This window comes from Pseudomonas sp. 91RF (genome assembly GCF_003576265.1).
GTDB lineage: Bacteria > Pseudomonadota > Gammaproteobacteria > Pseudomonadales > Pseudomonadaceae > Aquipseudomonas > Aquipseudomonas kribbensis.
The window spans coordinates 115974-137742 of the sequence record NZ_QWFC01000014.1 but is presented as its reverse complement, the minus strand read 5'-3'; the positions used below and the strand labels follow the sequence as shown (position 1 = coordinate 137742).

18 protein-coding genes are annotated in these 21769 nt (G+C 61.7%); 6 read left to right on the top strand and 12 right to left on the bottom strand.

The window, feature by feature from the left end; translation table 11 throughout:
* Position 1: 1 nt before the first annotated feature.
* The 7 genes from DXT77_RS03945 to mreB form a co-directional block, all read right to left on the bottom strand.
* A complete protein-coding gene (locus tag DXT77_RS03945; protein ID WP_119426695.1) occupies positions 2-862 on the bottom strand; it encodes a carbon-nitrogen hydrolase family protein in 861 nt (286 codons plus the stop codon).
* Positions 863-920: 58 nt separating this feature from the next.
* Positions 921-4724, bottom strand: a complete 3804-nt coding sequence (locus DXT77_RS03940; protein WP_119426694.1) for a YhdP family protein — start codon at positions 4722-4724, stop codon at positions 921-923.
* Positions 4725-4799: 75 nt separating this feature from the next.
* On the bottom strand, positions 4800-6257 hold the full coding sequence (rng, locus tag DXT77_RS03935) for a ribonuclease G (RefSeq protein ID WP_065260839.1): 1458 nt from the start codon (positions 6255-6257) through the stop codon (positions 4800-4802).
* 58 nt (positions 6258-6315) lie between these two features.
* Entirely contained in the window at positions 6316-6912 is a 597-nt protein-coding gene (locus DXT77_RS03930) for a nucleoside triphosphate pyrophosphatase (protein ID WP_085711797.1), read from the bottom strand.
* Between the two features lie 63 nt (positions 6913-6975).
* A complete protein-coding gene (gene mreD / locus DXT77_RS03925) occupies positions 6976-7467 on the bottom strand; it encodes a rod shape-determining protein MreD (RefSeq protein WP_085711798.1) in 492 nt (163 codons plus the stop codon).
* Complete coding sequence (gene mreC / locus DXT77_RS03920) at positions 7467-8600, bottom strand: rod shape-determining protein MreC (RefSeq protein ID WP_119426693.1); 1134 nt, start codon at positions 8598-8600, stop codon at positions 7467-7469. The genes mreD and mreC overlap by 1 nt, the downstream gene beginning before the upstream one ends.
* Before the next feature lie 141 nt (positions 8601-8741).
* Positions 8742-9779 (bottom strand): rod shape-determining protein MreB, encoded by a 1038-nt coding sequence (gene mreB / locus DXT77_RS03915; protein ID WP_002555108.1) that lies wholly within the window; start codon positions 9777-9779, stop codon positions 8742-8744.
* Positions 9780-9990: 211 nt separating this feature from the next.
* Here mreB and gatC point away from each other — a divergent pair, with 211 nt between their 5' ends.
* The 6 genes from gatC to DXT77_RS03885 all read left to right on the top strand — a co-directional run bounded on the left by gatC (position 9991) and on the right by DXT77_RS03885 (position 15150).
* Entirely contained in the window at positions 9991-10278 is a 288-nt protein-coding gene (gene gatC / locus DXT77_RS03910; RefSeq protein ID WP_007953612.1) for an Asp-tRNA(Asn)/Glu-tRNA(Gln) amidotransferase subunit GatC, read from the top strand.
* A 16-nt stretch (positions 10279-10294) separates the two neighbouring features.
* Entirely contained in the window at positions 10295-11746 is a 1452-nt protein-coding gene (gene gatA / locus DXT77_RS03905; protein WP_119426692.1) for an Asp-tRNA(Asn)/Glu-tRNA(Gln) amidotransferase subunit GatA, read from the top strand.
* A 10-nt stretch (positions 11747-11756) separates the two neighbouring features.
* Positions 11757-13202, top strand: coding sequence for an Asp-tRNA(Asn)/Glu-tRNA(Gln) amidotransferase subunit GatB (gatB, locus tag DXT77_RS03900; protein ID WP_114881417.1), 1446 nt, complete (start codon positions 11757-11759; stop codon positions 13200-13202).
* Positions 13203-13290: 88 nt separating this feature from the next.
* Positions 13291-13665 carry a septal ring lytic transglycosylase RlpA family protein gene (locus DXT77_RS03895; RefSeq protein ID WP_085711801.1) on the top strand — a complete coding sequence of 125 codons (375 nt, stop codon included), beginning with the start codon at positions 13291-13293 and terminating at the stop codon, positions 13663-13665.
* Positions 13666-13711: 46 nt separating this feature from the next.
* Positions 13712-14773, top strand: coding sequence for a calcium/sodium antiporter (locus DXT77_RS03890; RefSeq protein WP_119426691.1), 1062 nt, complete (start codon positions 13712-13714; stop codon positions 14771-14773).
* Positions 14770-15150, top strand: coding sequence for a carboxymuconolactone decarboxylase family protein (locus DXT77_RS03885; RefSeq protein ID WP_119426690.1), 381 nt, complete (start codon positions 14770-14772; stop codon positions 15148-15150). Before DXT77_RS03890 ends, DXT77_RS03885 begins: the two co-directional genes overlap by 4 nt.
* 9 nt (positions 15151-15159) lie before the next feature.
* Here the strand turns inward: DXT77_RS03885 and DXT77_RS03880 are convergent, their stop codons facing one another.
* From DXT77_RS03880 to kdgD, 5 genes are all read right to left on the bottom strand, one after another.
* Positions 15160-16101 (bottom strand): AEC family transporter, encoded by a 942-nt coding sequence (locus DXT77_RS03880; protein WP_085711802.1) that lies wholly within the window; start codon positions 16099-16101, stop codon positions 15160-15162.
* 184 nt (positions 16102-16285) lie between these two features.
* Positions 16286-17839 (bottom strand): galactarate dehydratase, encoded by a 1554-nt coding sequence (gene garD / locus DXT77_RS03875; RefSeq protein ID WP_119426689.1) that lies wholly within the window; start codon positions 17837-17839, stop codon positions 16286-16288.
* Positions 17840-17850: 11 nt separating this feature from the next.
* On the bottom strand, positions 17851-19215 hold the full coding sequence (locus tag DXT77_RS03870) for an MFS transporter (RefSeq protein ID WP_096819325.1): 1365 nt from the start codon (positions 19213-19215) through the stop codon (positions 17851-17853).
* 98 nt (positions 19216-19313) lie between these two features.
* Entirely contained in the window at positions 19314-20753 is a 1440-nt protein-coding gene (locus DXT77_RS03865) for an aldehyde dehydrogenase family protein (RefSeq protein ID WP_119426688.1), read from the bottom strand.
* 61 nt (positions 20754-20814) lie between these two features.
* The gene (gene kdgD, locus DXT77_RS03860) at positions 20815-21726 is read right to left on the bottom strand and encodes a 5-dehydro-4-deoxyglucarate dehydratase (protein ID WP_119426687.1); all 912 of its coding nucleotides are present in this window, start codon (positions 21724-21726) and stop codon (positions 20815-20817) included.
* Positions 21727-21769: the final 43 nt, after the last annotated feature.

Sequence of the window (21769 nt, the reverse complement as noted above, 5' to 3'; positions counted from 1 at the left end):
TTTACGCCTTAAATTCGTGTTCTGAAGCAGGTCGCTGTGCGCCCTGCGAAAAAAACCGCCGATGACCGGTCACCGGCATTCGCGCCCGGATGGACGCCTGTTCGTTGCTGTCGCGCTCGGCCAGCAACACGGCTTCGCCTTGTTCCTGCTGCGCCAGAACGCGGCCCCACGGATCGATAATCGCCCCGTGGCCAAAGGTTTCTCGCGGCCCCGGATGCGTCCCGCCCTGGGCTGCCGCCAGCACGTAGCACTGGGTTTCAATCGCCCGTGCCCGGATCAACACGTCCCAGTGCGCCGCCCCCGTCACCGCGGTGAAGGCCGACGGTGCGGTAATCAATTCAGCCCCGGCCGCACGCAATTCGCTGTACAGCTCCGGGAAGCGCAAGTCATAACACACCGTCAGGCCGAGCCGGCCGACCGGTGTGTCCGCCACAACCACGTTACTGCCATAAGCATAGTCATCGGATTCGCGGTAACGCCCACGATTGTCCGCCACGTCCACATCGAACAGATGCAACTTGTCATAGCGGGCAACGATTTCGCCCTGATCGTCCACCAGCAACGAGCAGGCATTTGATTTCGCTTCGGGTTGCCCCGCCGGCGGCAACGGCAAGGTGCCGGCCACTATCCATAACTTGAGGTCGCGGGCGGTCTGTTTCAACCACGGCAGGATCGGGCCTTCGCCAAGTGCTTCGGCACGGCCGATATCGGCGATGTCGCGACGCCCCATGGCGGCGAAGTTTTCCGGCAGCACCGCCAGCTTCGCGCCAGCGTTGGCTGCTTGTTCGAGCAAACGCCGGGCATCGCGCAGATTGGCCAGCACGTCGCTCTGGCTGACCATTTGAATCACCGCAAAAGACATGGCGAACTCCGCAAGAGGTAGGCAGCCATGCTACTCCATCGGTTTATAGCCTGGCTGATCAAAAAGGCTTGTCGAAGGTGATTTTCGGCTCTTTCCACGGGCCTTTGACGGTGTATTTGACACTGGCGAACCGCGCCACGCGATCACCGATCAGTTTGTCGATCAGGAAAAGCGCGCCACCGACCGCGGGAGCACCAACGATCAACGCTGCGATCGGCAGGTTATTGGTCACCGGCAGGGTCACCAGCAATTTGGCGTCGACCTGATCGCCGACCAGATCCAGCGTACCGTTCAGCTCAATGTTGCTCGACGGTCCGGTCAGTTTGATCGGCTCCTGCGTCACATACACGCCGTTGTTCGCCACCAGCAATCCCTTGACCCGGTCATAGCTCAAGCCTTTGCCGAACAGGTCGGAGAAGTCGAGGCGCAGACGCCGGCCGATGGAGTTGAAGTTAAGCAGACCGAACACCCGCAGCGCCTGGGCGCCGCCCTCGACCTCGACGAACTGGCCCTTGTTCAGCGACGCATCGAGCGTGCCGGAGAAGCGCTTGGTCGCCAGCCACGCCGGCGAGCCCGGCCAGCGGCCATCGACATCCATATGGAATTCTTCACTGGTCACGCTCGGCGCAAAGCCCCAGCCCTTGAGCACGTCGGCGAGATTCTTGCCGCCGATCCGGCCCTTGTACCAACTGCTGGTGGCACCGGGTGTCCCCTCCCAGCCACCGCTGCCCTGCAACAGAATGCCTTTGAGGCCCATGTCCAGATTGTTCAGGGCGATACCTTTGGCCGTCGGCCGGACTTTCAGCGACCAGCCACCGACCAGATCCTGGCCCTGGAACAGCTGATTGATCGTGATATCGAGCGCCGGGATTTTGGTCGGATCGACCGAGGCCAGCGGGTCAGGCGCGTTCTCGTCGGCCTGCACCGTCGGGTCCGGCGCCGGCAGACGCACATATTGCAGGTTCACCACAATCGGCGCGGCCTTGGCGTCGGGAATGCCGGCGGTGCCTTTGGCCTGCTGACTGTCGAGGGCCAGGGCCCAGGCGCCGGGCTTGCGATCCAGTTGCACCGCTGCCTGATCCAGCGTCGTGCCGAAGGCCGTCAGTTTGCCGACCTTGAAGTCCGCGCTGCTGAGCAGTTGCTTGGCGCTGCCGCCCGGGTCCTGACCGGCGTACTTGTCCACCAGATCCTGCCAGGGTTTGACGTCCAGCTCCGACAGCACGCCGCGTATGCGCAAGCCTTTGTTGCCCGGCAATACCGCTTCGCCGGCGCCGAGGAACAGCTCGCCACGGCCATCGGCGAAATTGCTCGGAGGCGCGGCGAACGTGAAGTTGGCCAGTTGATCGTAATTGACCCAGTAACGCCGCTCCTGACCTTGCAGGGTCATGCGGAATACCGTGTCACGTCCGACATCGGCGGTCATGCCGAACGGCGCAGGCAGATCCACCGCCACGCCCTTCATACTGGAGCTGACCATCAACTGGCTGTCAGCACCGTCCAGATTCACTTGTAACTGGTAAGGAATCGTCCCGGACACCGGCAGTGGCTGAGTCACGCCGAGCCAGTCGGTGAGTTTCTTGACCTCGACCTGCCCCGACGCCGCCACCCGGGTCTTGAGCTTGCCAGGGCCGCCGTCTGCAAATATCTGCGCAGTGACCGGTTTGTCGAAAGCCCGGGCGCTGATGTTCTGCCCGCTCAAACCCTTGGCGCTGTCGAAGCGGAAGTCGCCCTTGAGCTGGCTCAATTCCAACTTCGGCTCGGCCAATTTCAATCGCGCATTGGCGGTCTTGAAGTCCACGAGGATCTTCGGCTGATCGCCCTTGGCCAACGGCACATCCAGTTTGAGTTTGCCTTGCAGATCACCCTCGCCTTCCCAGCCGGCGAAGGTGTCGGCGGTGCCGATCGGCGCTTCCTGGAGAATCTTCAAGCCGTCGCCCAGGCCGCCGGCAAATGCGCCGTCGAGGAACATATGGCTGTGTTCGCCACTCGGCACATGGGGAATATTGACGAAGACGTCGCTGACCTGGGTATCGAGCAACTGCCCCTTGCTGGCGACGATGCGCACACCGCTGTCCTCGATGAACACATCGCCGCTGACCTTGCTCACGTGTGGCCAGCCAGGCTGGAATGCCAGTTCGGCGTCGTGCACCTTGAAGAACAGGCTGATGCTGCGATCCGCATCTGCGGCGCCTTTGTTCAGGGAACCCTGATACTGAAAGAACCCTTGATCCACCGCGCCTTTGAGAATCGCCGTGCGCAGCCATTCGTCGAGGGCCGGGCTCAGGACTTCCGGCAGGTATTTGGCGGTGTAGCGACCGTCGCCGTCCACCAGGCCGACCCGCAGGTCCATGTAGTCTTCCTGGGTGTGGTCGAAATGCAGGCGGATCAGGAAGTCGCCGGCAATCTTGCCCTCTTCGCCGAGTACCTTCAGGTACGGCGCGATCAGGGTGAAGCCTTCCTTATCGAGTTTCCAAGTCAACCGGGCGTTGGCCTGAATGTATTGCCATGGTTTGGCGAAGATCGGATCGAGGTGCAGGACGAAGTCCTTGCTGTCCATGCGCAACTCACCGCCGCCGAGGTTGCCGGTCAGGCTGCCGCTGACATTCCGCGCTGCGGGTGCGCCGTGATAGGCGTCGAAGCCGACCTGATCAAGATTGGCGGCGAAACTGAATTTGCTGTCATCGGTGGCATTCGGTCGCAGATCCAGCAGTACGTTGCGCAAGCCACCGGTCACTTTCAGATGTTCGACCACAGTCGCAAAACCCTGCGGCAGCGGCCCCAGCGCGTTGAGCAATGGCGTGATCGGGGTCAGGTCGAGGCGGTCGGCCTGCAGGTGCCAGAGTTCCTCGACTTTGTCGGTGGCGGCGGTCTGCTTGACCTGAACACGGGACTCCCAACGGGTTTCGCCAAAATTCATTGCCAGCGAATCGAGAGTGACGGTCGCGCCCTCGGCACTGCGCTGGAAGTAACCGTTGAGGGCCAGGTTGTTGATCCGGATCGGCTTGCGCTCGCCGTAGGCACCGTTGAGTTGCGGAGCGTTGAGGCGGATGGCGGCGCTTTGCAACGCACCCTCGCTCCAGTTGACCCACAGTTCGCCGCCGGCCTTGATCTCGGAGAAATTCCATTGCTGGGTCAGGCGCTCGGGCAACCATTTCGCCCAGTCGCTTTGCGGCAGGCTGACATAGCCTTCGACCGCACTGTCCTGCAACTGGCTGGCACGAATCCGCGTACGCAGGCTCAGTGCGACGGGTTGTCCGTCGGGCAAGGTCAACCGCGCGTCGAGGCGCTGGCGATTGAGACCGGTCTTGAGATTGAGTCCGACGTAGGTGAACGTCAGTGGAGCGTGATCCAGCGGCTGCAAGGTCACCTGACTATCGAGCACCGACAACTGCTGGACCATTTGCATGCGGTTGAACAGTTGCTCGGGATCCATGGGCTGATCATTCTGCACCGGCAAGCCTTCGAGCGCCCATTGGCCGTCTTCACCCTCCTTGAGGCTGATCTTCAGACCATTGAGTTCAAGATGCGCGATGCGTACTTCCCGGGCCAGCAGACTGGCCCACAGATCCGGCACTGCGCGCACCCGATCCAGACGCAAGGCATTGGCGCCTTCGCCGACCATCACGTCGTGAGCCAGCAGGATCGGCGCAAAGCCGCTCCAGTTGCCTTCCAGCTCACCGATCTGCAACGGCATGCCCAGGGCCGCGCTGGCCTTGTCTTCGATGTCGGCGCGATATTCGGCCACCAGTGGCGTGAGTTCCCGGCCGAGGCTGACGTACAGCGCCATCAACACCAGAACCAACGCGCACAGGCCCAGACCCCAGCGAGTCAGTGCAGCCAAAATGCGTGTCAGACGTTCCATGTCAGTTGGCTCCCATGGCAAAAATACTGCAAAAAGCTGAGGCCAGCCGTTTCAGGAAAAAGGTGACGCAGGGGATCAGAGCAGCACCACGTCATATTGTTCCTGGGAATACATGGTTTCCACCTGGAAGCGTATGGTGCGCCCGATAAACCCTTCAAGCTCGGCGACGTTACCGGACTCTTCATCGAGCAGCCGGTCGACGACTTTCTGGTTCGCCAATACGCGATAACCCTCGGCCTGATAGGCCCGCGCCTCGCGCAGGATCTCGCGGAAAATCTCGTAGCAAATGGTTTCCGGCGTCTTCAGCTTGCCGCGTCCCTGACAACTGCTGCAAGGCTCGCACAGCACCTGCTCCAGGCTTTCGCGAGTCCGTTTGCGGGTCATCTGCACCAGACCCAGCTCGGTAATGCCGATGATGTTGGTCTTGGCGTGATCGCGCTCCAGCTGTTTTTCCAGGGTACGCAGTACCTGACGCTGGTGCTCTTCATCTTCCATGTCGATGAAGTCGATGATGATGATCCCGCCCAGATTGCGCAAACGCATCTGCCGGGCAATCGCGGTGGCGGCTTCGAGGTTGGTCTTGAAGATGGTTTCTTCGAGGTTGCGATGCCCGACGAACGCGCCGGTGTTCACGTCGATGGTGGTCATGGCCTCTGCCGGGTCCACCACCAGATAACCGCCGGACTTCAGCGGCACCTTGCGCTCGAGGGCTTTCTGGATTTCGTCTTCGACGCCGTACAGGTCGAAAATCGGCCGTTCGCCCGGATAATGCTCCAGACGATCGGCGATTTCCGGCATCAGTTCGGCGACGAACTGCGTGGTTTTCTGAAAGGTTTCCCGGGAGTCGATGCGGATCTTCTCGATCTTCGGGCTGACCAGATCCCGCAAGGTGCGCAGGGCCAGACCGAGGTCTTCGTAGATCACGCTCGGCGCGCCGATGGTCTTGATCTGTTCGTTGATCTGATCCCACAGGCGGCGCAGGTAGCGGATGTCCATCAGGATTTCATCGGCCCCGGCGCCTTCGGCAGCGGTGCGCAGGATAAAACCACCGGCCTCCTTGATGCCTTCTTTGGCCACGCAATCGCTGACCACCTGCTTGAGGCGTTCGCGCTCGGCTTCGTCTTCGATCTTCAGGGAAATACCGACGTGAGCGGTGCGCGGCATGTACACCAGATAGCGGGAAGGGATCGACAGCTGAGTGGTCAGACGCGCCCCTTTGGAGCCGATCGGGTCCTTGGTGACTTGCACCACCAGGCTCTGGCCTTCATGCACCAGCGCGCTGATGCTTTCCACGGCCGGGCCTTCACGCAGGGAAATTTCCGAAGCGTGGATGAACGCCGCACGATCCAGGCCGATGTCGACGAAGGCCGCCTGCATGCCCGGCAATACCCGCACGACCTTGCCTTTATAGATGTTGCCGACGATCCCGCGTTTTTGCGTGCGCTCGACGTGCACTTCTTGCAGCACACCGTTTTCGACCACCGCCACGCGCGATTCCATCGGCGTGATGTTGATCAGAATCTCTTCACTCATGGCAGGGTCTCGTTCAGGCATGTTCACGATAATGGCCGCATCTTGTTCCGTTCGACGCTTACTGCGCACTCAGGTTTTGCCAACAGGGTATGCCGAAATGGCCGAGCAGTTCTGCGCTTTCGCACACCGGCAAACCGACCACAGCTGAATAGCTGCCGTTGAGACCGGCGACGAACACCGCGCCCAGTCCCTGAATGCCGTAACCGCCGGCCTTGTCCCGAGGTTCGCCGCTGGCCCAGTAGGCGGCGGCTTCTTCGCGACTGATCGCCCGGAACCGTACCAGACTGCGCACCACTTGCGACTCGCAGCGCTCACCGTCAAGCACGGCGATGGCGGTCAGCACTTCGTGCTCCTTGCCGGACAACATCATCAGCATGGCGCATGCGTCGGCTTCGTCCACCGGTTTACCGAGAATTTTGCCGTCCAGCACCACAGCGGTATCGGCGCCCAACACGCAAAACGGTTTATCGCTGACGACAGAACGCTGCCCGGCCTCAGCCTTGCCGCGCGCCAGGCGCTCGACATAGGCCGATGGGGATTCATTGGCGAAAGGGGTTTCATCGATATCCGCACTGATGGCGGTGAACGGAACGCCGATCTGCGTGAGCAATTCACGTCGACGCGGCGATCCAGAGGCGAGGTAAAGCGGCTTCATCCAAACATCTCCCTGTTGAGTGCCCTGCCTCATGGCACCGGTGGGGGCCCATGCCTGACCGAATCAGTTGATTTTGTAGCGCCGGCGCAATCCACGCAAAGCGAAGCTGACCCAAGGCCAGAGCAAGGCGCTGACCAGTGCCGGCAAAACCAGCGCCAGGGTCGGCTGGCGGTTGCCAGTCAGGGCACTGAGCCACAATTGCACAAGTTGCGCGAGGCCGAAGATCACCAGGATCACCAGGCACTGCTGCCACATCGGGAACATCCGCAGGCGTTGCTGCAACGACAACACCAGGAACGTGATCAACGTCAGGATCAACGCGTTCTGTCCCAGCAGCGTGCCGTACAGCACGTCTTCAGCCAGCCCGAGGCAAAATGCGGTGACCATGCCGACCTTTTGCGGCAGGGCCAATGCCCAGAATGCCAGGAGCAAGGCCAGCCACAGCGGGCGCAGGATTTCCATGAATTGCGGCAACGGCGACACGCTGAGCAGCATGCCGATCAGAAACGTCAGCCAGACGATCCAGCCGTTTCGGGAGGCTTTGACACCGACCATTATTCTCGTCCCCCAGTGGTGGCCGGCGCAGTGACAGGCGGTTTGGCGGCCGGCCGTGCACTGGCGGGCTGAGCGGCCGGCGGCTTGCTGGCGGCCGGCGTCGCTGCGGGTGGTTTGGCTGGCGGCTTGCTCGCGGCGGGTTTGGCCGGCGTAGCAGCAGCGGGTGCAGTGGCTGGCGTACCCGACGCAGCAGGAGCCTGAGCCGGCGTATTCACCGTTTTCGGCACCGTGGCTGGAATGATCGGGCCACCGCCAAACGCATCAAGATTTTCCTGAGCCTGCGCCGCATCGTTCGCACGTTCTTCAGCCGTACGGTTGTCGCTGAACACCAGCAACAGGTAGCGGCTGCGGTTCAGCGCTGCAGTCGGCACGGCACGGACAATGGCGAATGGCTGGCCGGAATCGTGGATCACTTCCTTGACCGTCGCCACCGGATAACCGGCCGGGAAGCGCTGTCCCAGACCGGAGCTGACCAGCAGATCGCCTTCCTTGACATCGGCGGTGTCGGCCACATGCCGCAGCTCCAGACGCTCAGGGTTACCGGTGCCGCTGGCAATCGCCCGCAGACCGTTTCGGTTCACCTGTACAGGAATGCTGTGGGTCGAGTCGGTCAGCAGCAAGACACGGGAGGTGTACGGCATCAGCTCGACCACCTGCCCCATCAGGCCACGCGCATCAAGCACCGGCTGACCGAGCACCACACCGTCGCGCTCACCTTTATTGATGATGATGCGATGGGTGAAGGGATTCGGGTCCATGCCGATCAGTTCGGCCACTTCGACCTTCTCATTGACCAGCGCGGAGGAATTGAGCAACTCGCGCAGACGGACGTTCTGCTCGGTGAGGGCGGCAAGCTTCTGCATGCGGCCCTGCAACAGCAGGTTCTCGGTCTTGAGTTTTTCGTTTTCGGCGACCAGCTCGGTGCGGCTGCCGAACTGACTGGCGACACCTTCCCACAGCCTGCCGGGCAGGTCGGTGATCCAGTAAGCGTCCATCAGCACCAGCGACATCTGGCTGCGGGCAGGCTTGAGCAGGCTGAAACGGGCATCGACCACCATCAGCGCGACCGACAGCACGGCCAGCACCAACAAGCGCACGCCCAGTGAGGGGCCCTTGGCGAAAAGCGGTTTAATAGGCCGCTCCTCCCAGGCAAATGTTCTGTTTATTCATACGGCATCAAACCGGCCTGGATGAAGACTGACAGAAGATAAACGCCAACAGGCAGCACTGCAAAGTGCTGCCTGCGCGCTCACCCACGTATTGCACCCGGCGACTTATTCGCTGGAGAGCAGGTCCATGGTGTGCTTGTCCATCATTTCCAGTGCACGGCCACCGCCGCGAGCCACGCAGGTCAGCGGATCTTCGGCAACGATCACCGGCAGACCGGTTTCCTGGGCCAACAGCTTGTCGAGGTCACGCAGCAGCGCGCCACCACCGGTCAGCACCAGGCCACGCTCGGCGATGTCGGAAGCCAGTTCCGGCGGCGATTGCTCCAGGGCGCTTTTCACAGCCTGAACGATGGTAGCCAGGGACTCTTGCAGAGCTTCCAGCACTTCGTTGGAGTTCAGGGTGAATGCGCGTGGAACGCCTTCGGCCAGGTTGCGACCGCGAACGTCGACTTCGCGAACTTCGCCGCCCGGGTAGGCCGTGCCGATTTCCTGCTTGATGCGCTCTGCAGTCGACTCGCCGATCAGGCTGCCGTAGTTGCGGCGCACGTAGGTGATGATCGCTTCGTCGAAGCGGTCGCCGCCAACGCGGACGGATTCGGCATAGACCACGCCGTTCAGGGAGATCAGCGCGATTTCGGTGGTACCGCCACCGATATCCACGACCATCGAGCCGCGAGCTTCTTCAACCGGCAGGCCGGCACCGATCGCCGCAGCCATCGGTTCTTCGATCAGGAACACTTCACGGGCACCGGCGCCAAGGGCCGATTCACGGATGGCGCGACGCTCAACCTGGGTGGACTTGCAAGGAACGCAGATCAGCACACGAGGGCTGGGCTGCAGGAAGCTGTTTTCGTGAACCTTGTTGATAAAGTATTGCAGCATCTTTTCGCAGACGCTGAAGTCGGCGATCACGCCGTCCTTCATCGGACGAATGGCAGCAATGTTGCCCGGCGTACGGCCAAGCATGCGCTTCGCTTCGGTGCCGACAGCAACGACACTTTTCTGGTTACCGTGTGTCCGAATGGCCACAACCGATGGCTCATTCAGGACGATACCGCGCTCGCGCACGTAAATAAGGGTGTTGGCAGTGCCCAGGTCAATGGAAAGATCGCTGGAAAACATGCCACGCAGTTTCTTGAACATGGGAAAGGGACCCTAGGCAACGCGTGGGTAAAAAAGTGCGGCAAACTCTAACAACGACAGGGATTTTGGGCAAGGCGCCAATATGTTAAATTGGCCGCTTTTCTGTGCACCAAGCCCCACAATCGCGGCCTTATGACCGTAGAAGTGCGGTAGTGTTCCGACAATCTAACACACGGACGCCGTCCGTCCTGTTTTCCACTGGAGAAACCCGATGGCGCTAGAACGCTCCGACGTGGAAAAAATCGCTCATCTGGCCAGCCTTGGCCTGAATGACGCCGATCTTCCACACATCACTTCGGCCCTCAACAGCATTCTCGGGCTGGTCGACGAAATGCAGGCGGTCAATACCGACGGTATCGAGCCGCTGGCCCACCCGCTGGAAGCCAGTCAGCGCCTGCGCGCCGACGTCGTGACCGAAAGCAATAACCGCGAGGCTTATCAGTCCATCGCACCAGCGGTCGAAAACGGCCTGTATCTGGTTCCGAAAGTCATCGACTAAAGGGAAAGAGCCTGCAATGCATCAAATGACTCTGGCCGAGATCGCCCGCGGTCTCGCCGATAAAAAGTTTTCCTCCGAAGAGCTGACCAAAGTCCTGCTGGCGCGCATTACCCAGCTCGATCCGCAGCTCAACAGTTTCATCAGCCTCACCGAAGAGCTGGCCCTCGAGCAGGCGAAAACCGCCGACGCGCGCCGGGCCAACGGTGAGAGCGGCGCGCTGCTGGGTGCGCCGATCGCCCACAAAGACCTGTTCTGCACCCAGGGCATCCGCACCAGCTGCGGCTCGAAGATGCTCGACAACTTCAAGGCCCCGTACGACGCCACCGTGGTGTCGAAGCTGGCTGCCGCCGGCACCGTGACACTGGGCAAGACCAACATGGACGAATTCGCCATGGGTTCGGCCAACGAGTCGAGCTGGTACGGCGCGGTGAAGAACCCGTGGAACCTGGAACACGTACCGGGCGGTTCGTCCGGTGGTTCGGCGGCGGCGGTTGCCGCTCGCCTGTTGCCTGCCGCCACGGCCACAGACACCGGCGGCTCGATCCGCCAGCCGGCCGCGTTCACCAACCTCACCGGCCTGAAACCGACCTACGGTCGTGTTTCGCGCTGGGGCATGATCGCTTACGCTTCCAGCCTCGATCAGGGTGGCCCGCTGGCTCGCACCGCCGAAGACTGCGCGATTCTGTTGCAAGGTATGGCCGGCTTCGATCCTAACGACTCCACCAGCATCGATGAACCGGTGCCGGACTACGCCGCCGGCCTGAATGGCTCGCTGCAAGGCCTGCGCATCGGCGTGCCGAAGGAATACTTCGGTGCCGGTCTCGACCCGCGCATCGCCGACCTGATCCAGAACAGCATCAAGGAGCTGCAGAAGCTCGGTGCCGTGATCAAGGAAATCAGCCTGCCGAACATGCAGCACGCGATTCCTGCGTACTACGTGATCGCTCCGGCGGAAGCCTCTTCCAACCTGTCGCGTTTCGACGGCGTGCGCTTCGGCCACCGCTGCGAAGACCCGAAGAACCTGGAAGACCTGTACAAGCGCTCCCGCGGCGAAGGCTTCGGTGCCGAAGTACAGCGCCGGATCATGGTGGGTGCCTACGCGCTGTCCGCCGGTTACTACGACGCCTACTACCTGAAAGCGCAGAAGATCCGTCGTCTGGTGAAGAACGACTTCATGGCTGCCTTTAATGAAGTCGACATCATCCTCGGCCCGACCACGCCAAACCCGGCCTGGAAACTCGGCGCCAAGAACAGCGACCCGGTCGCTGCCTACCTGGAAGACGTCTACACCATCACCGCCAATCTTGCGGGCCTGCCGGGCCTGTCGATGCCGGCCGGTTTCGTCGACGGCCTGCCGGTCGGCGTGCAACTGCTCGCTCCGTATTTCCAGGAAGGCCGTTTGCTCAATGTTGCGCACCAGTATCAGTTGAACACTGACTGGCACACCCGCACCCCAACCGGCTTCTGAGGAGACACACATGCAATGGGAAGTCGTGATCGGGCTGGAGATTCATACCCAGCTCACCACCCGGTCGAAAATCTTTTCCGGTAGTTCCACCCAGTTCGGTTCCGAGCCGAACACCCAGGCCAGCCTGATCGACCTGGGCATGCCCGGCGTACTGCCGGTGCTCAACCAGGAAGCGGTGCGCATGGCGGTGATGTTCGGTCTGGCGATTGACGCCGAGATCGGTCAGCACAACGTGTTCGCCCGTAAAAATTATTTCTACCCGGACCTGCCGAAGGGCTACCAGATCAGCCAGATGGAATTGCCGATCGTCGGCAAGGGCCACCTGGACATCGCCCTGGAAGACGGCACGGTCAAACGTGTCGGCATCACCCGTGCGCACCTGGAAGAAGACGCCGGCAAGAGCCTGCACGAAGAATTCAGCGGTGCCACCGGCATCGACCTGAACCGTGCCGGCACGCCGCTGCTGGAAATCGTTTCCGAGCCTGACATGCGCAGCGCCAAGGAAGCCGTGGCCTACGTCAAGGCGATCCACGCGCTGGTGCGTTACCTGGGCATCTGCGACGGCAACATGGCCGAAGGCTCGCTGCGTTGCGACTGCAACGTGTCGGTGCGTCCGAAAGGCCAGGTCGAGTTCGGCACTCGCTGCGAGATCAAGAACGTCAACTCGTTCCGCTTCATCGAGAAGGCGATCAACTCCGAGATCCAGCGTCAGATCGACCTGATCGAAGACGGCGGCAAAGTGATCCAGCAGACCCGTCTGTACGATCCGAACAAGGACGAAACCCGTCCGATGCGCAGCAAGGAAGAAGCCAACGACTACCGTTACTTCCCCGATCCGGACCTGCTGCCGGTGGTCATCGAGGACTCGTTCCTCAATGACGTGCGCGCCACCCTGCCGGAACTGCCACCGCAGAAGCGCGAGCGCTTCCAGAGTGCCTTCGGCCTGTCGGCCTACGACGCCAACGTGCTGGCCACCAGCCGTGAGCAGGCGGACTACTTCGAAAAAGTCGCGAGCATTGGCGGCGACGCCAAACTGGCGGCGAACTGGGTGATGGTCGAGTTGGGCAGCCTGCTCAACAAACAGAACCTGGACATCGAGGATTCGCCGGTTTCGGCCGAGCAACTGGGCGGCATGCTGCTGCGCATCAAGGACAACACCATCTCCGGCAAGATCGCCAAAGTGGTGTTCGAAGCGATGGCCAACGGCGAAGGCAGCGCAGACGAGATCATCGAAAAGCGCGGCCTGAAGCAAGTGACCGACACCGGCGCGATCTCGGCGGTGCTGGACGAAATGCTCGCGGCCAACGCCGAGCAGGTCGAACAATACCGTGCGGCAGACGAAGCCAAGCGCGGCAAGATGTTCGGTTTCTTCGTCGGTCAGGCCATGAAAGCCTCCAAGGGCAAGGCCAACCCGCAGCAAGTGAACGAACTGCTGAAAAGCAAGCTCGAAGGCTGATGAAAATGGGGCCAGTTCCAACGCCTGGCTCCATTCCCTGTGGGAGCCGGCAGGCTGGCTCCCACATCTGTTTTCGGGAAACCTTTGAATGAAGCGTCTATTCATCAGCTGCGCCCTGCTCTCTCTGTTGGCCGGTTGCGCCAGCACCGATGTCATCGACCCGCACGGTTACGACCAGACCGGCGTCGCCTCCTATTACGGAGCCAAACACCACGGTAAACGCACCGCCAGCGGCGAAGCGTTCAACCAGAATTCCCTGACCGCCGCCCACCGCCAGTTGCCGTTCGGCACGCGGGTGAAGGTCACCAACCTGAAAAACGACAAATCCTGCGTGGTGCGTATCAACGACCGCGGGCCGCATACCCGTGGGCGCATCATCGATGTTTCACGGGAAGCCGCCGAACGCCTCGGCATGATTGGCAGCGGCACGGCGCGGGTTCGCGTGCAGGCCCTCGACGACTGATGGAGCGCCCGCCATTTTCGGACTGACCGATTTACCGCTGATCAACGTGATCGAACTGCTCTGCGGATTGTTCCTGCTGATCGCCGGTGCCGAACTGATGGTGCGCGCCGCCGTCCGCCTGGCCGCGCGCCTGCATGTACGGCCGCTGATCATCGGCCTGACCATCGTCGCCCTCGGCAGCAGCGCCCCGCAAATGGCGGTCAGCCTGCAAGCGACCCTGACACACAACCCCGACATCGCGGTCGGCAGCGTGATCGGCAGCAGCATTTTCAACATCCTTGTGACCCTCGGCCTGTCGGCGCTGATCATCCCGTTGCGCGTCTCACGGCAACTGGTGCGCCTGGATATTCCGATGATGATCGGCGCCAGTCTGCTGGTGTTCGTACTGGCCTGGAACGAACAGATCGGCCGCTTCGACGGCCTCCTGCTGCTGGCGGCTCTGGGGTTGTACCTCGGCTTGCTGCTGCGCCAGTCGCGCCACTCTGCCCGGCCACATTCCGATCATCCTCAGACTCAGCCCGCCCCCTGGTTCACCAGCCTGCTGATGATCATCGCCGGTCTCGCCATGCTGGTGTTCGCCGGGCATTTGCTGCTGGGTGCAGCGGTCGCAGTGGCCACCGATCTCGGGTTCTCCGAACGGGTGATCGGCCTGACCGTGGTCGCTGTCGGCACTTCGCTGCCGGAACTCGCCACTTCGTTGATCGCTGCATTGCGCGGTCAGCGGGACATTGCCGTGGGCAACGTGATCGGCGCCAACCTGTTCAACCTGCTCGGGGTCCTCGGCATCACGGCGTTGATCGCCCCGACGCCACTGTCGGTGTCGCCGAATGCGCTGGATTTCGACCTGCCGGTGATGCTCGGCGTCGCCACGCTGTGCCTGCCGGTGTTCTACTCCGGCTACCGCGTGACCCGGGCCGAAGGCTTGCTGCTGCTCGGCTTGTACCTCGCGTATGCGCTGCATGTGGTGTCCTTCACCACCGGCATGCCGCTGGCCGGCAAGCTCGAACGGTTGATGCTGTTTTATGTTTTGCCGACGCTGCTGACGTTTCTGTTTTTCACGTCCGTGCGCGCCTGGCGCCGCCAACACCACAAGAGGGATGTGCCATGACCGAATCGAAGAAATCCGGGGTCGAAATCCGCCGCCAGGTAATGGGCGATGCGTTCGTCGACCGCGCCCTGGGCAATGCCACCCAATTCACGCAACCGCTGCAGGACTTCGTCAATGAACATGCCTGGGGCGGTGTGTGGAATCGCGAAGGTCTGCCGCTGAAGACCCGCAGCCTGATCACCCTCGCCGCGCTGACCGCGTTGAAGTGCCCGCAGGAATTGAAGGGCCACGTGCGCGGCGCGTTGAACAATGGCTGCACGGTCGACGAGATCCGCGAGGCGCTACTGCATTGCGCGGTGTATGCCGGGGTGCCGGCGGCGATCGATGCGTTTCGGGCTGCGCAGGAAGTGATCGACAGTTACCAGAAGCCTGAGTAACAGCCAGCCTCAGATCCAACCGCCCCACTGCAACAGAAAGATCCCGACGTTGGTGGTCACCGCCGCCATCAACGTGGTCAACACTATGATCGCCGCCGCCAGTTCATGGTTACCCTGGGCCGCCCGTGCCATGACAAAACTGGCGGCCGCCGTCGGGCTGCCGAAGTACAGAAACAGAATCCCCAGCTCCGCCCCGCGAAAGCCCCACAGCCATGCGCCCAGCGTGGCGAACACCGGCAAGCCGATCATCTTCACCAGACTCGAACTGAGCGCCATGCTCCCGCTCTTGCGCAGCGCCGCCAGCGACAGCGTGCCGCCGATGCAGATCAACGCCAGTGGCAGCGTGGTTTGCGCCAGGTACTGGCCGGACGTCTCCAGCCAGCCCGGCAAGCCGATCTTGAACCAGGCAAACGGCGCCGCCGCGATCACGCTGATGATCAGCGGATTGCTGAACACGCTTTTGCAGATGCTCCACGGATCGGACTTGATCACCGGGCTGTACACCGCCAGCACAATGGTCGACAGCGTGTTGTAGAACAGGATCACCAGCGCCGCGAGAATCGCCCCGAGGGAAATCCCGTAGTCGCCATACATGCTCGCGGCCAGTGCCAGACCGATCACCCCGTTGTTGCCGCGAAACGCGCCTTGCGTGTAGATGCCGCGATCCTCGCGCGGGCAGCGGAGAATCGCCCAGCCCCAGGCCAGGGCAAAACTGGCCAGGGTGGCGACGGCGAAATAGATCAGCAGCGCCGGTTGCAGCGCGGCGTGCAGGTCGGCATGGAGGATGCCGAGAAACAGCAGTGCCGGCATGCTGACGTTGAACACCAGCGACGACGCCGTGTGGATGAAGTTGTCGTTGATCCAGTCGATGCGCTTGAGCAACACCCCGAGAAACAGCATGGCAAACACCGGCGCGGTGATGTTCAGGGTTTCGAGGAAGATTGCCAGCATGCCGGAGAGCCTTGGAGGTAAGCGTCGTTAGGGGGCTAATGATAAGCCACAAGTTCTCCGGCGTCTGGTCGAACGCTATCGCGAGCGGGCTCGCTCCCACATTGATCTTCGGTGCACACACAATTTGTGCAACGAAGGAGATCTCGGTGGGAGCGAGCCTGCTCGCGATGCAGGCGACTCGGACTCAGGTGATAGGCGCCGGATTGAACAACGTAATGTCGTTATGCAGCTTGTGCTTCTCGGCCCACGTCTGCTGCTTGCCGCTCGCCACATCCAGATAGTAGTGGAACAACTCCCAGCCCAACTCCTCAATGCTTGCGCGACCGGTAGCAATCCGCCCGGCATCGATGTCGATCAGGTCCGGCCAGCGCTGTGCCAGTTCGGTCCGGGTCGACACCTTCACCACCGGCGCCATGGCCAGACCATAAGGCGTGCCACGCCCGGTGGTGAACACGTGCAGGTTCATCCCCGCCGCCAGTTGCAAGGTGCCGCAGACAAAATCACTCGCCGGCGTTGCACAGAAAATCAAACCCTTCTGCTTGAAGCGTTCCCCAGGGCCGAGCACACCGCTGATCGCACTGCTGCCGGACTTCACGATCGAGCCCAAGGACTTCTCGACAATGTTCGACAACCCGCCCTTCTTGTTACCCGGCGTGGTGTTGGCGCTGCGATCCGCCTCGCCCTTGGCCAGGTAACGGTCGTACCAGTCCATCTCGCGCACCAGTTCCTCGGCAACGGTTTTGCTCTGGGCCCGTGAGGTCAGCAGATAAATCGCGTCGCGCACTTCGGTGACTTCGGAAAACATCACCGTCGCCCCCGCCCGCAACAGCAAGTCCGAGGCATAACCCAGCGCCGGGTTGGCGGTGATCCCGGAAAACGCATCGCTGCCACCGCACTGCATGCCGAGGATCAGCTCGGACGCCGGCACGGTTTCCCGGCGGCGCTGGTCGAGTTTCTTCAGGCGGGTTTCGGCCAGTTCCATGATCTGCTCGATCATCTCGGTGAAACCGTGACTGGAATCCTGCAAGCGATACAGCCATGGCTCGCTCAAATCCACCGACGCGTCGTCTTCGTGCATCACCTGCCCGGCCTGCAATTTCTCGCAGCCCAGGCTGATCACCAGCGCCTCGCCACCGAGGTTCGGGTTGCGCGCCAGATTGCGCACGGTGCGGATCGGGATGTAGGCGTCGGTGGCCGTAATGGCCACGCCGCAACCGTAACTGTGAGTCAGCGCCACCACGTCATCGACGTGGGGGTACTTCGGCAGCAGTTCATCCTTGATGCGTTTGACCGCGTGATCCAGCACCCCGGTGACGCACTGCACGGTGGTGGTGATCCCGAGGATATTGCGCGTTCCGACGGTGCCGTCGGCATTGCGATAACCCTCGAACGTGAAGCCTTCCAGCGGAGCCTGCGCGGCCGGCACGTCGGTGGACAGCGGCAAGCTGTCCAGCGGCGGCGCGGTCGGCATGCGCAGTTGATCTTCCTTGACCCAACTGCCACGGGGAATCGGCTGCAACGCGTAGCCAATTATCTGACCGTAGCGAATCACCGTGCCGCCCTCGGGGATGTCCACGAGGCTGACCTTGTGACTCTGCGGCACAAAATCCACCGTCACCAGGCCATCGGCAAATGCGGTGCCGGCCGGAACGCCCTGGTCATTGACCACGACCACTACGTTGTCCCGCTCGTGCAGGCGGATGTAGCGCGGCGAGTCGGAATGTTCAATCAACTGCATGGCGCCGCTCCTCAGGAATGCGCTTGAGACAATTTACCGGTGGCTTCGGAACCGCCATTGGCTGGCGGCTCTTTCAGTACCACACGTTTGATCGGGCCGACGATCACCAGGTAGCTGAACACCGCCACCAGCGCGTTGGCACCGACGAACACCAGCGCCCACTTGAACGAACCGGTGGAGCTGATGATGTAGCCGATGACGATCGGCGTAGTGATCGAGGCAATGTTGCCGAAGGTGTTGAACAGGCCGCCACTGAGACCGGCGATCTGCTTCGGCGAAGTGTCGGACACCACCGCCCAGCCCAGTGCGCCCACACCTTTGCCGAAGAACGCCAGGGCCATGAAACCGACCACCATCCATTCCACCTCGACATAGTTGCACGCGACGATGCTGCTGGAGACCAGCAGACCGGCAATGATCGGTGCCTTGCGGGCGAAGGTCAGCGAGTGGCCCTTGCGCAGCAGGTAATCGGAAATCACACCGCCGAGGACGCCGCCGATAAAACCGCAGATCGCCGGCAACGAGGCGATGAAACCCGCCTTGAGAATGGTCATGCCACGTTCCTGCACCAGGTACACCGGGAACCAGGTCAGGAAGAAATAGGTGATGCCGTTGATGCAGTACTGGCCCAGGTACACGCCGAGCATCATGCGGTTGGTCAGCAACTGGCGGATGTAGTCCCACTTCGGGCCGTCAGCCTTTTTGCCTTGTTTCTGGTCCATGTCGACCATGCCGCCGTTGTCGGCGATGAACTTCACTTCCGCTTCGTTGGCCATCGGGTGCTGGCGCGGGCTGTGGATAACCTTCAGCCAGATCAGCGAGAACAGGATGCCGAACACGCCCATGACAATGAACACGTGTTCCCAGCCGAAGGCATAGACGATCCAGCCCATCAGCGGCGCGAACAGTACGGTGGCGAAGTACTGCGCCGAGTTGAAAATCGCCGAAGCAGTGCCGCGTTCGGCGGTCGGGAACCAGGCAGCGACGATGCGTGCATTGCCGGGGAACGATGGCGCCTCGGCCAGACCGACCAGGAAGCGCAGCATGAACAGCGCGACGATGGCCGTGGACATGCCGAACTCACCGACAAAGCCTTGCAGCACGGTGAACAGCGACCAGGTGAAGATGCTCAGGGCATAGACTTTTTTCGAGCCGAAGCGATCGAGCAGCCAGCCGCCGGGGATTTGCCCGGCCACGTAGGCCCAACCGAATGCAGAGAAGATGTAGCCGAGGGTGACCGCGTCGATGCCGAGGTCTTTTTGCAAACTGGAACCGGCGATCGCGATGGTGGCGCGGTCGGCGTAGTTGATCGTGGTCACCAGGAACAGCATGAGCAGAATCAAATAGCGGACGTGAGTCGGCTTGGACGATTGCATGTAGATGTACTCCCACTGATTATTTTTATGCGGGTAAAACATTCTTTGGTCTTGTGCCGCGCAGGGCCTTGGCAATAACCCTGCGCGGGTGCAGCGACTTACGAACCGATGTAGGCGGTTTTCACCACGGTGTAGAACTCTTGCGCATAGCGGCCTTGCTCACGTGAGCCATAGGATGAACCCTTACGGCCCCCGAACGGAACGTGGTAATCGACACCGGCGGTCGGCAGGTTGACCATCACCATCCCGGCCTGGGAATGACGCTTGAAGTGGTTGGCGTACTTCAGCGACGTGGTGGCGATACCCGCCGACAGACCGAATTCGGTGTCGTTGGCCATGGCCAGCGCGGCGTCGTAGTCGGCGACGCGGACGATGTTGGCCACCGGGCCGAAGATCTCTTCGCGGCTGATGCGCATCGACGCTTCGCTGTCGGCAAACAGGGTCGGCGCGAGGAAATAACCCTCGGTGTCGCAGGTCACCAGACCACCGCCGCTGACTACGCGAGCGCCTTCGGACTGGCCGATGTCGATGTATTTCAGGTCCTGCTCAAGCTGCGCTTGCGAGACCACCGGACCGATGTCGGTGCCGGCCTTCAGCGCGTGACCGACCTTGATCGACTTCATGCGCTCGGCCATGGCTTCGACGAACTTGTCGTGAATCCCGGCAGTGACGATCAAACGGCTCGACGCGGTGCAACGCTGGCCGGTGGAGTAGAACGCGCTCTGCACCGATAGCTCCACCGCCTGCTTGAGGTCGGCGTCGTCGAGAATGATCTGCGGATTCTTGCCGCCCATCTCCAGTTGCACCTTGGCCTGGCGCGACACGCAGTTGACGGCGATCTGACGGCCCACACCGACGGAGCCAGTGAAGCTGATGCCATCGACTTTCGGGCTGTTGACCAGCGCTTCACCCACCACACGACCGCTGCCCATCACCAGGTTGAACACGCCGGCCGGGAAGCCTGCGCGGGAGATGATTTCGGCCAGCGCCCAGGCGCAACCCGGCACCAGATCCGCCGGTTTCAACACCACGCAGTTGCCGTAGGCCAGGGCCGGGGCGATTTTCCACGACGGAATCGCAATCGGGAAATTCCACGGAGTGATCAGACCTACTACGCCGAGGGCTTCGCGGGTGACTTCAACGTTGACGCCCGGACGCACCGACGGCACGTAGTCGCCGGACAGACGCAGGCACTCGCCGGCAAAGAACTTGAAGATGTTGCCGGCGCGGGTCACTTCGCCGATGGCTTCCGGAAGGGTCTTGCCCTCCTCCCGGGCCAGCAGGGTGCCGAGTTCTTCGCGACGGGCGAGGATCTCGGTGCAGACCTTGTCCAGCGAATCGTGACGAGCCTGAATGCCCGAAGTCGACCACGCCGGGAACGCGGCGCGAGCGGCGTCGATGGCGGCGTTGACCTGAGCCAGGTCAGCCTTGGCGTAGTCGCCGATGGTGTCACTCAGCTCGGACGGGTTGATGTTGACCGAGTAATCGTTGCCGACGACCCATTCACCGTTGATGTAGTTGTCATAGCGCTTGGTCACGAATCATTCTCCTGACGCAAAAGGCCGCTGATTGCTCAGCGGCCTTGTTTAGAGGGTTGTGTTACTGCGCACCTTGCTTGTCGATCAGCGCGGCGAGCATTTCGTACTCTTCGCGGGTCAGGTCGGTCAGCGGCGCCCGCACCGGGCCTGCGTCATGGCCGGCGATCCTGGCGCCTGCCTTGACGATGCTCACGGCGTAACCGGCCTTGCGGTTGCGGATGTCCAGGTATGGCAGGAAGAAGTCGTCGATGATCTTGCCGACGGTGGCGTGATCTTCGCGGGCAATCGCATGGTAGAAATCCATCGCGGTTTTCGGGATGAAGTTGAACACCGCCGACGAGTAGACCGGCACGCCCAGAGCCTTGTAAGCCGCGGCGTAGACTTCAGCGGTCGGCAGACCACCGAGGTAGCTGAAGCGATCACCGAGGCGACGACGGATCGACACCATTAGCTCGATATCACCCAGACCGTCCTTGTAGCCGATCAGGTTCGGGCAGCGCTCGGCCAGACGTTCCAGCAGCGGCGCGGTCAGGCGGCAGACGTTACGGTTGTAGACCACCACACCGATGTTGACCGATTTGCACACCGCTTCAACGTGGGCGGCGACACCGTCCTGGCTGGCTTCGGTCAGGTAGTGCGGCAGCAGCAACAGGCCTTTGGCGCCCAGACGCTCGGCTTCCTGAGCGTATTCGATGGCCTGGCGGGTCGAACCACCGACACCGGCGAGGATCGGCACGCTGCTGGCGCAGGTGTCGACCGCAGTCTTGATGATTTCCGAATATTCGCTGGCCGCCAGGGAGAAGAATTCACCGGTGCCACCGGCGGCGAACAGGGCCGAAGCACCGTACGGGGCCAGCCATTCCAGGCGTTTGATGTAGCCCGCGCGATTGAAATCGCCCTGGGCATTGAAATCGGTGACCGGGAAAGACAACAGGCCGGCGGAGAGGATGGACTTCAGTTCTTGTGGATTCATTATTCGAACACCCTGGTAGCAACGTTTTTTTGTGAGTGGACCG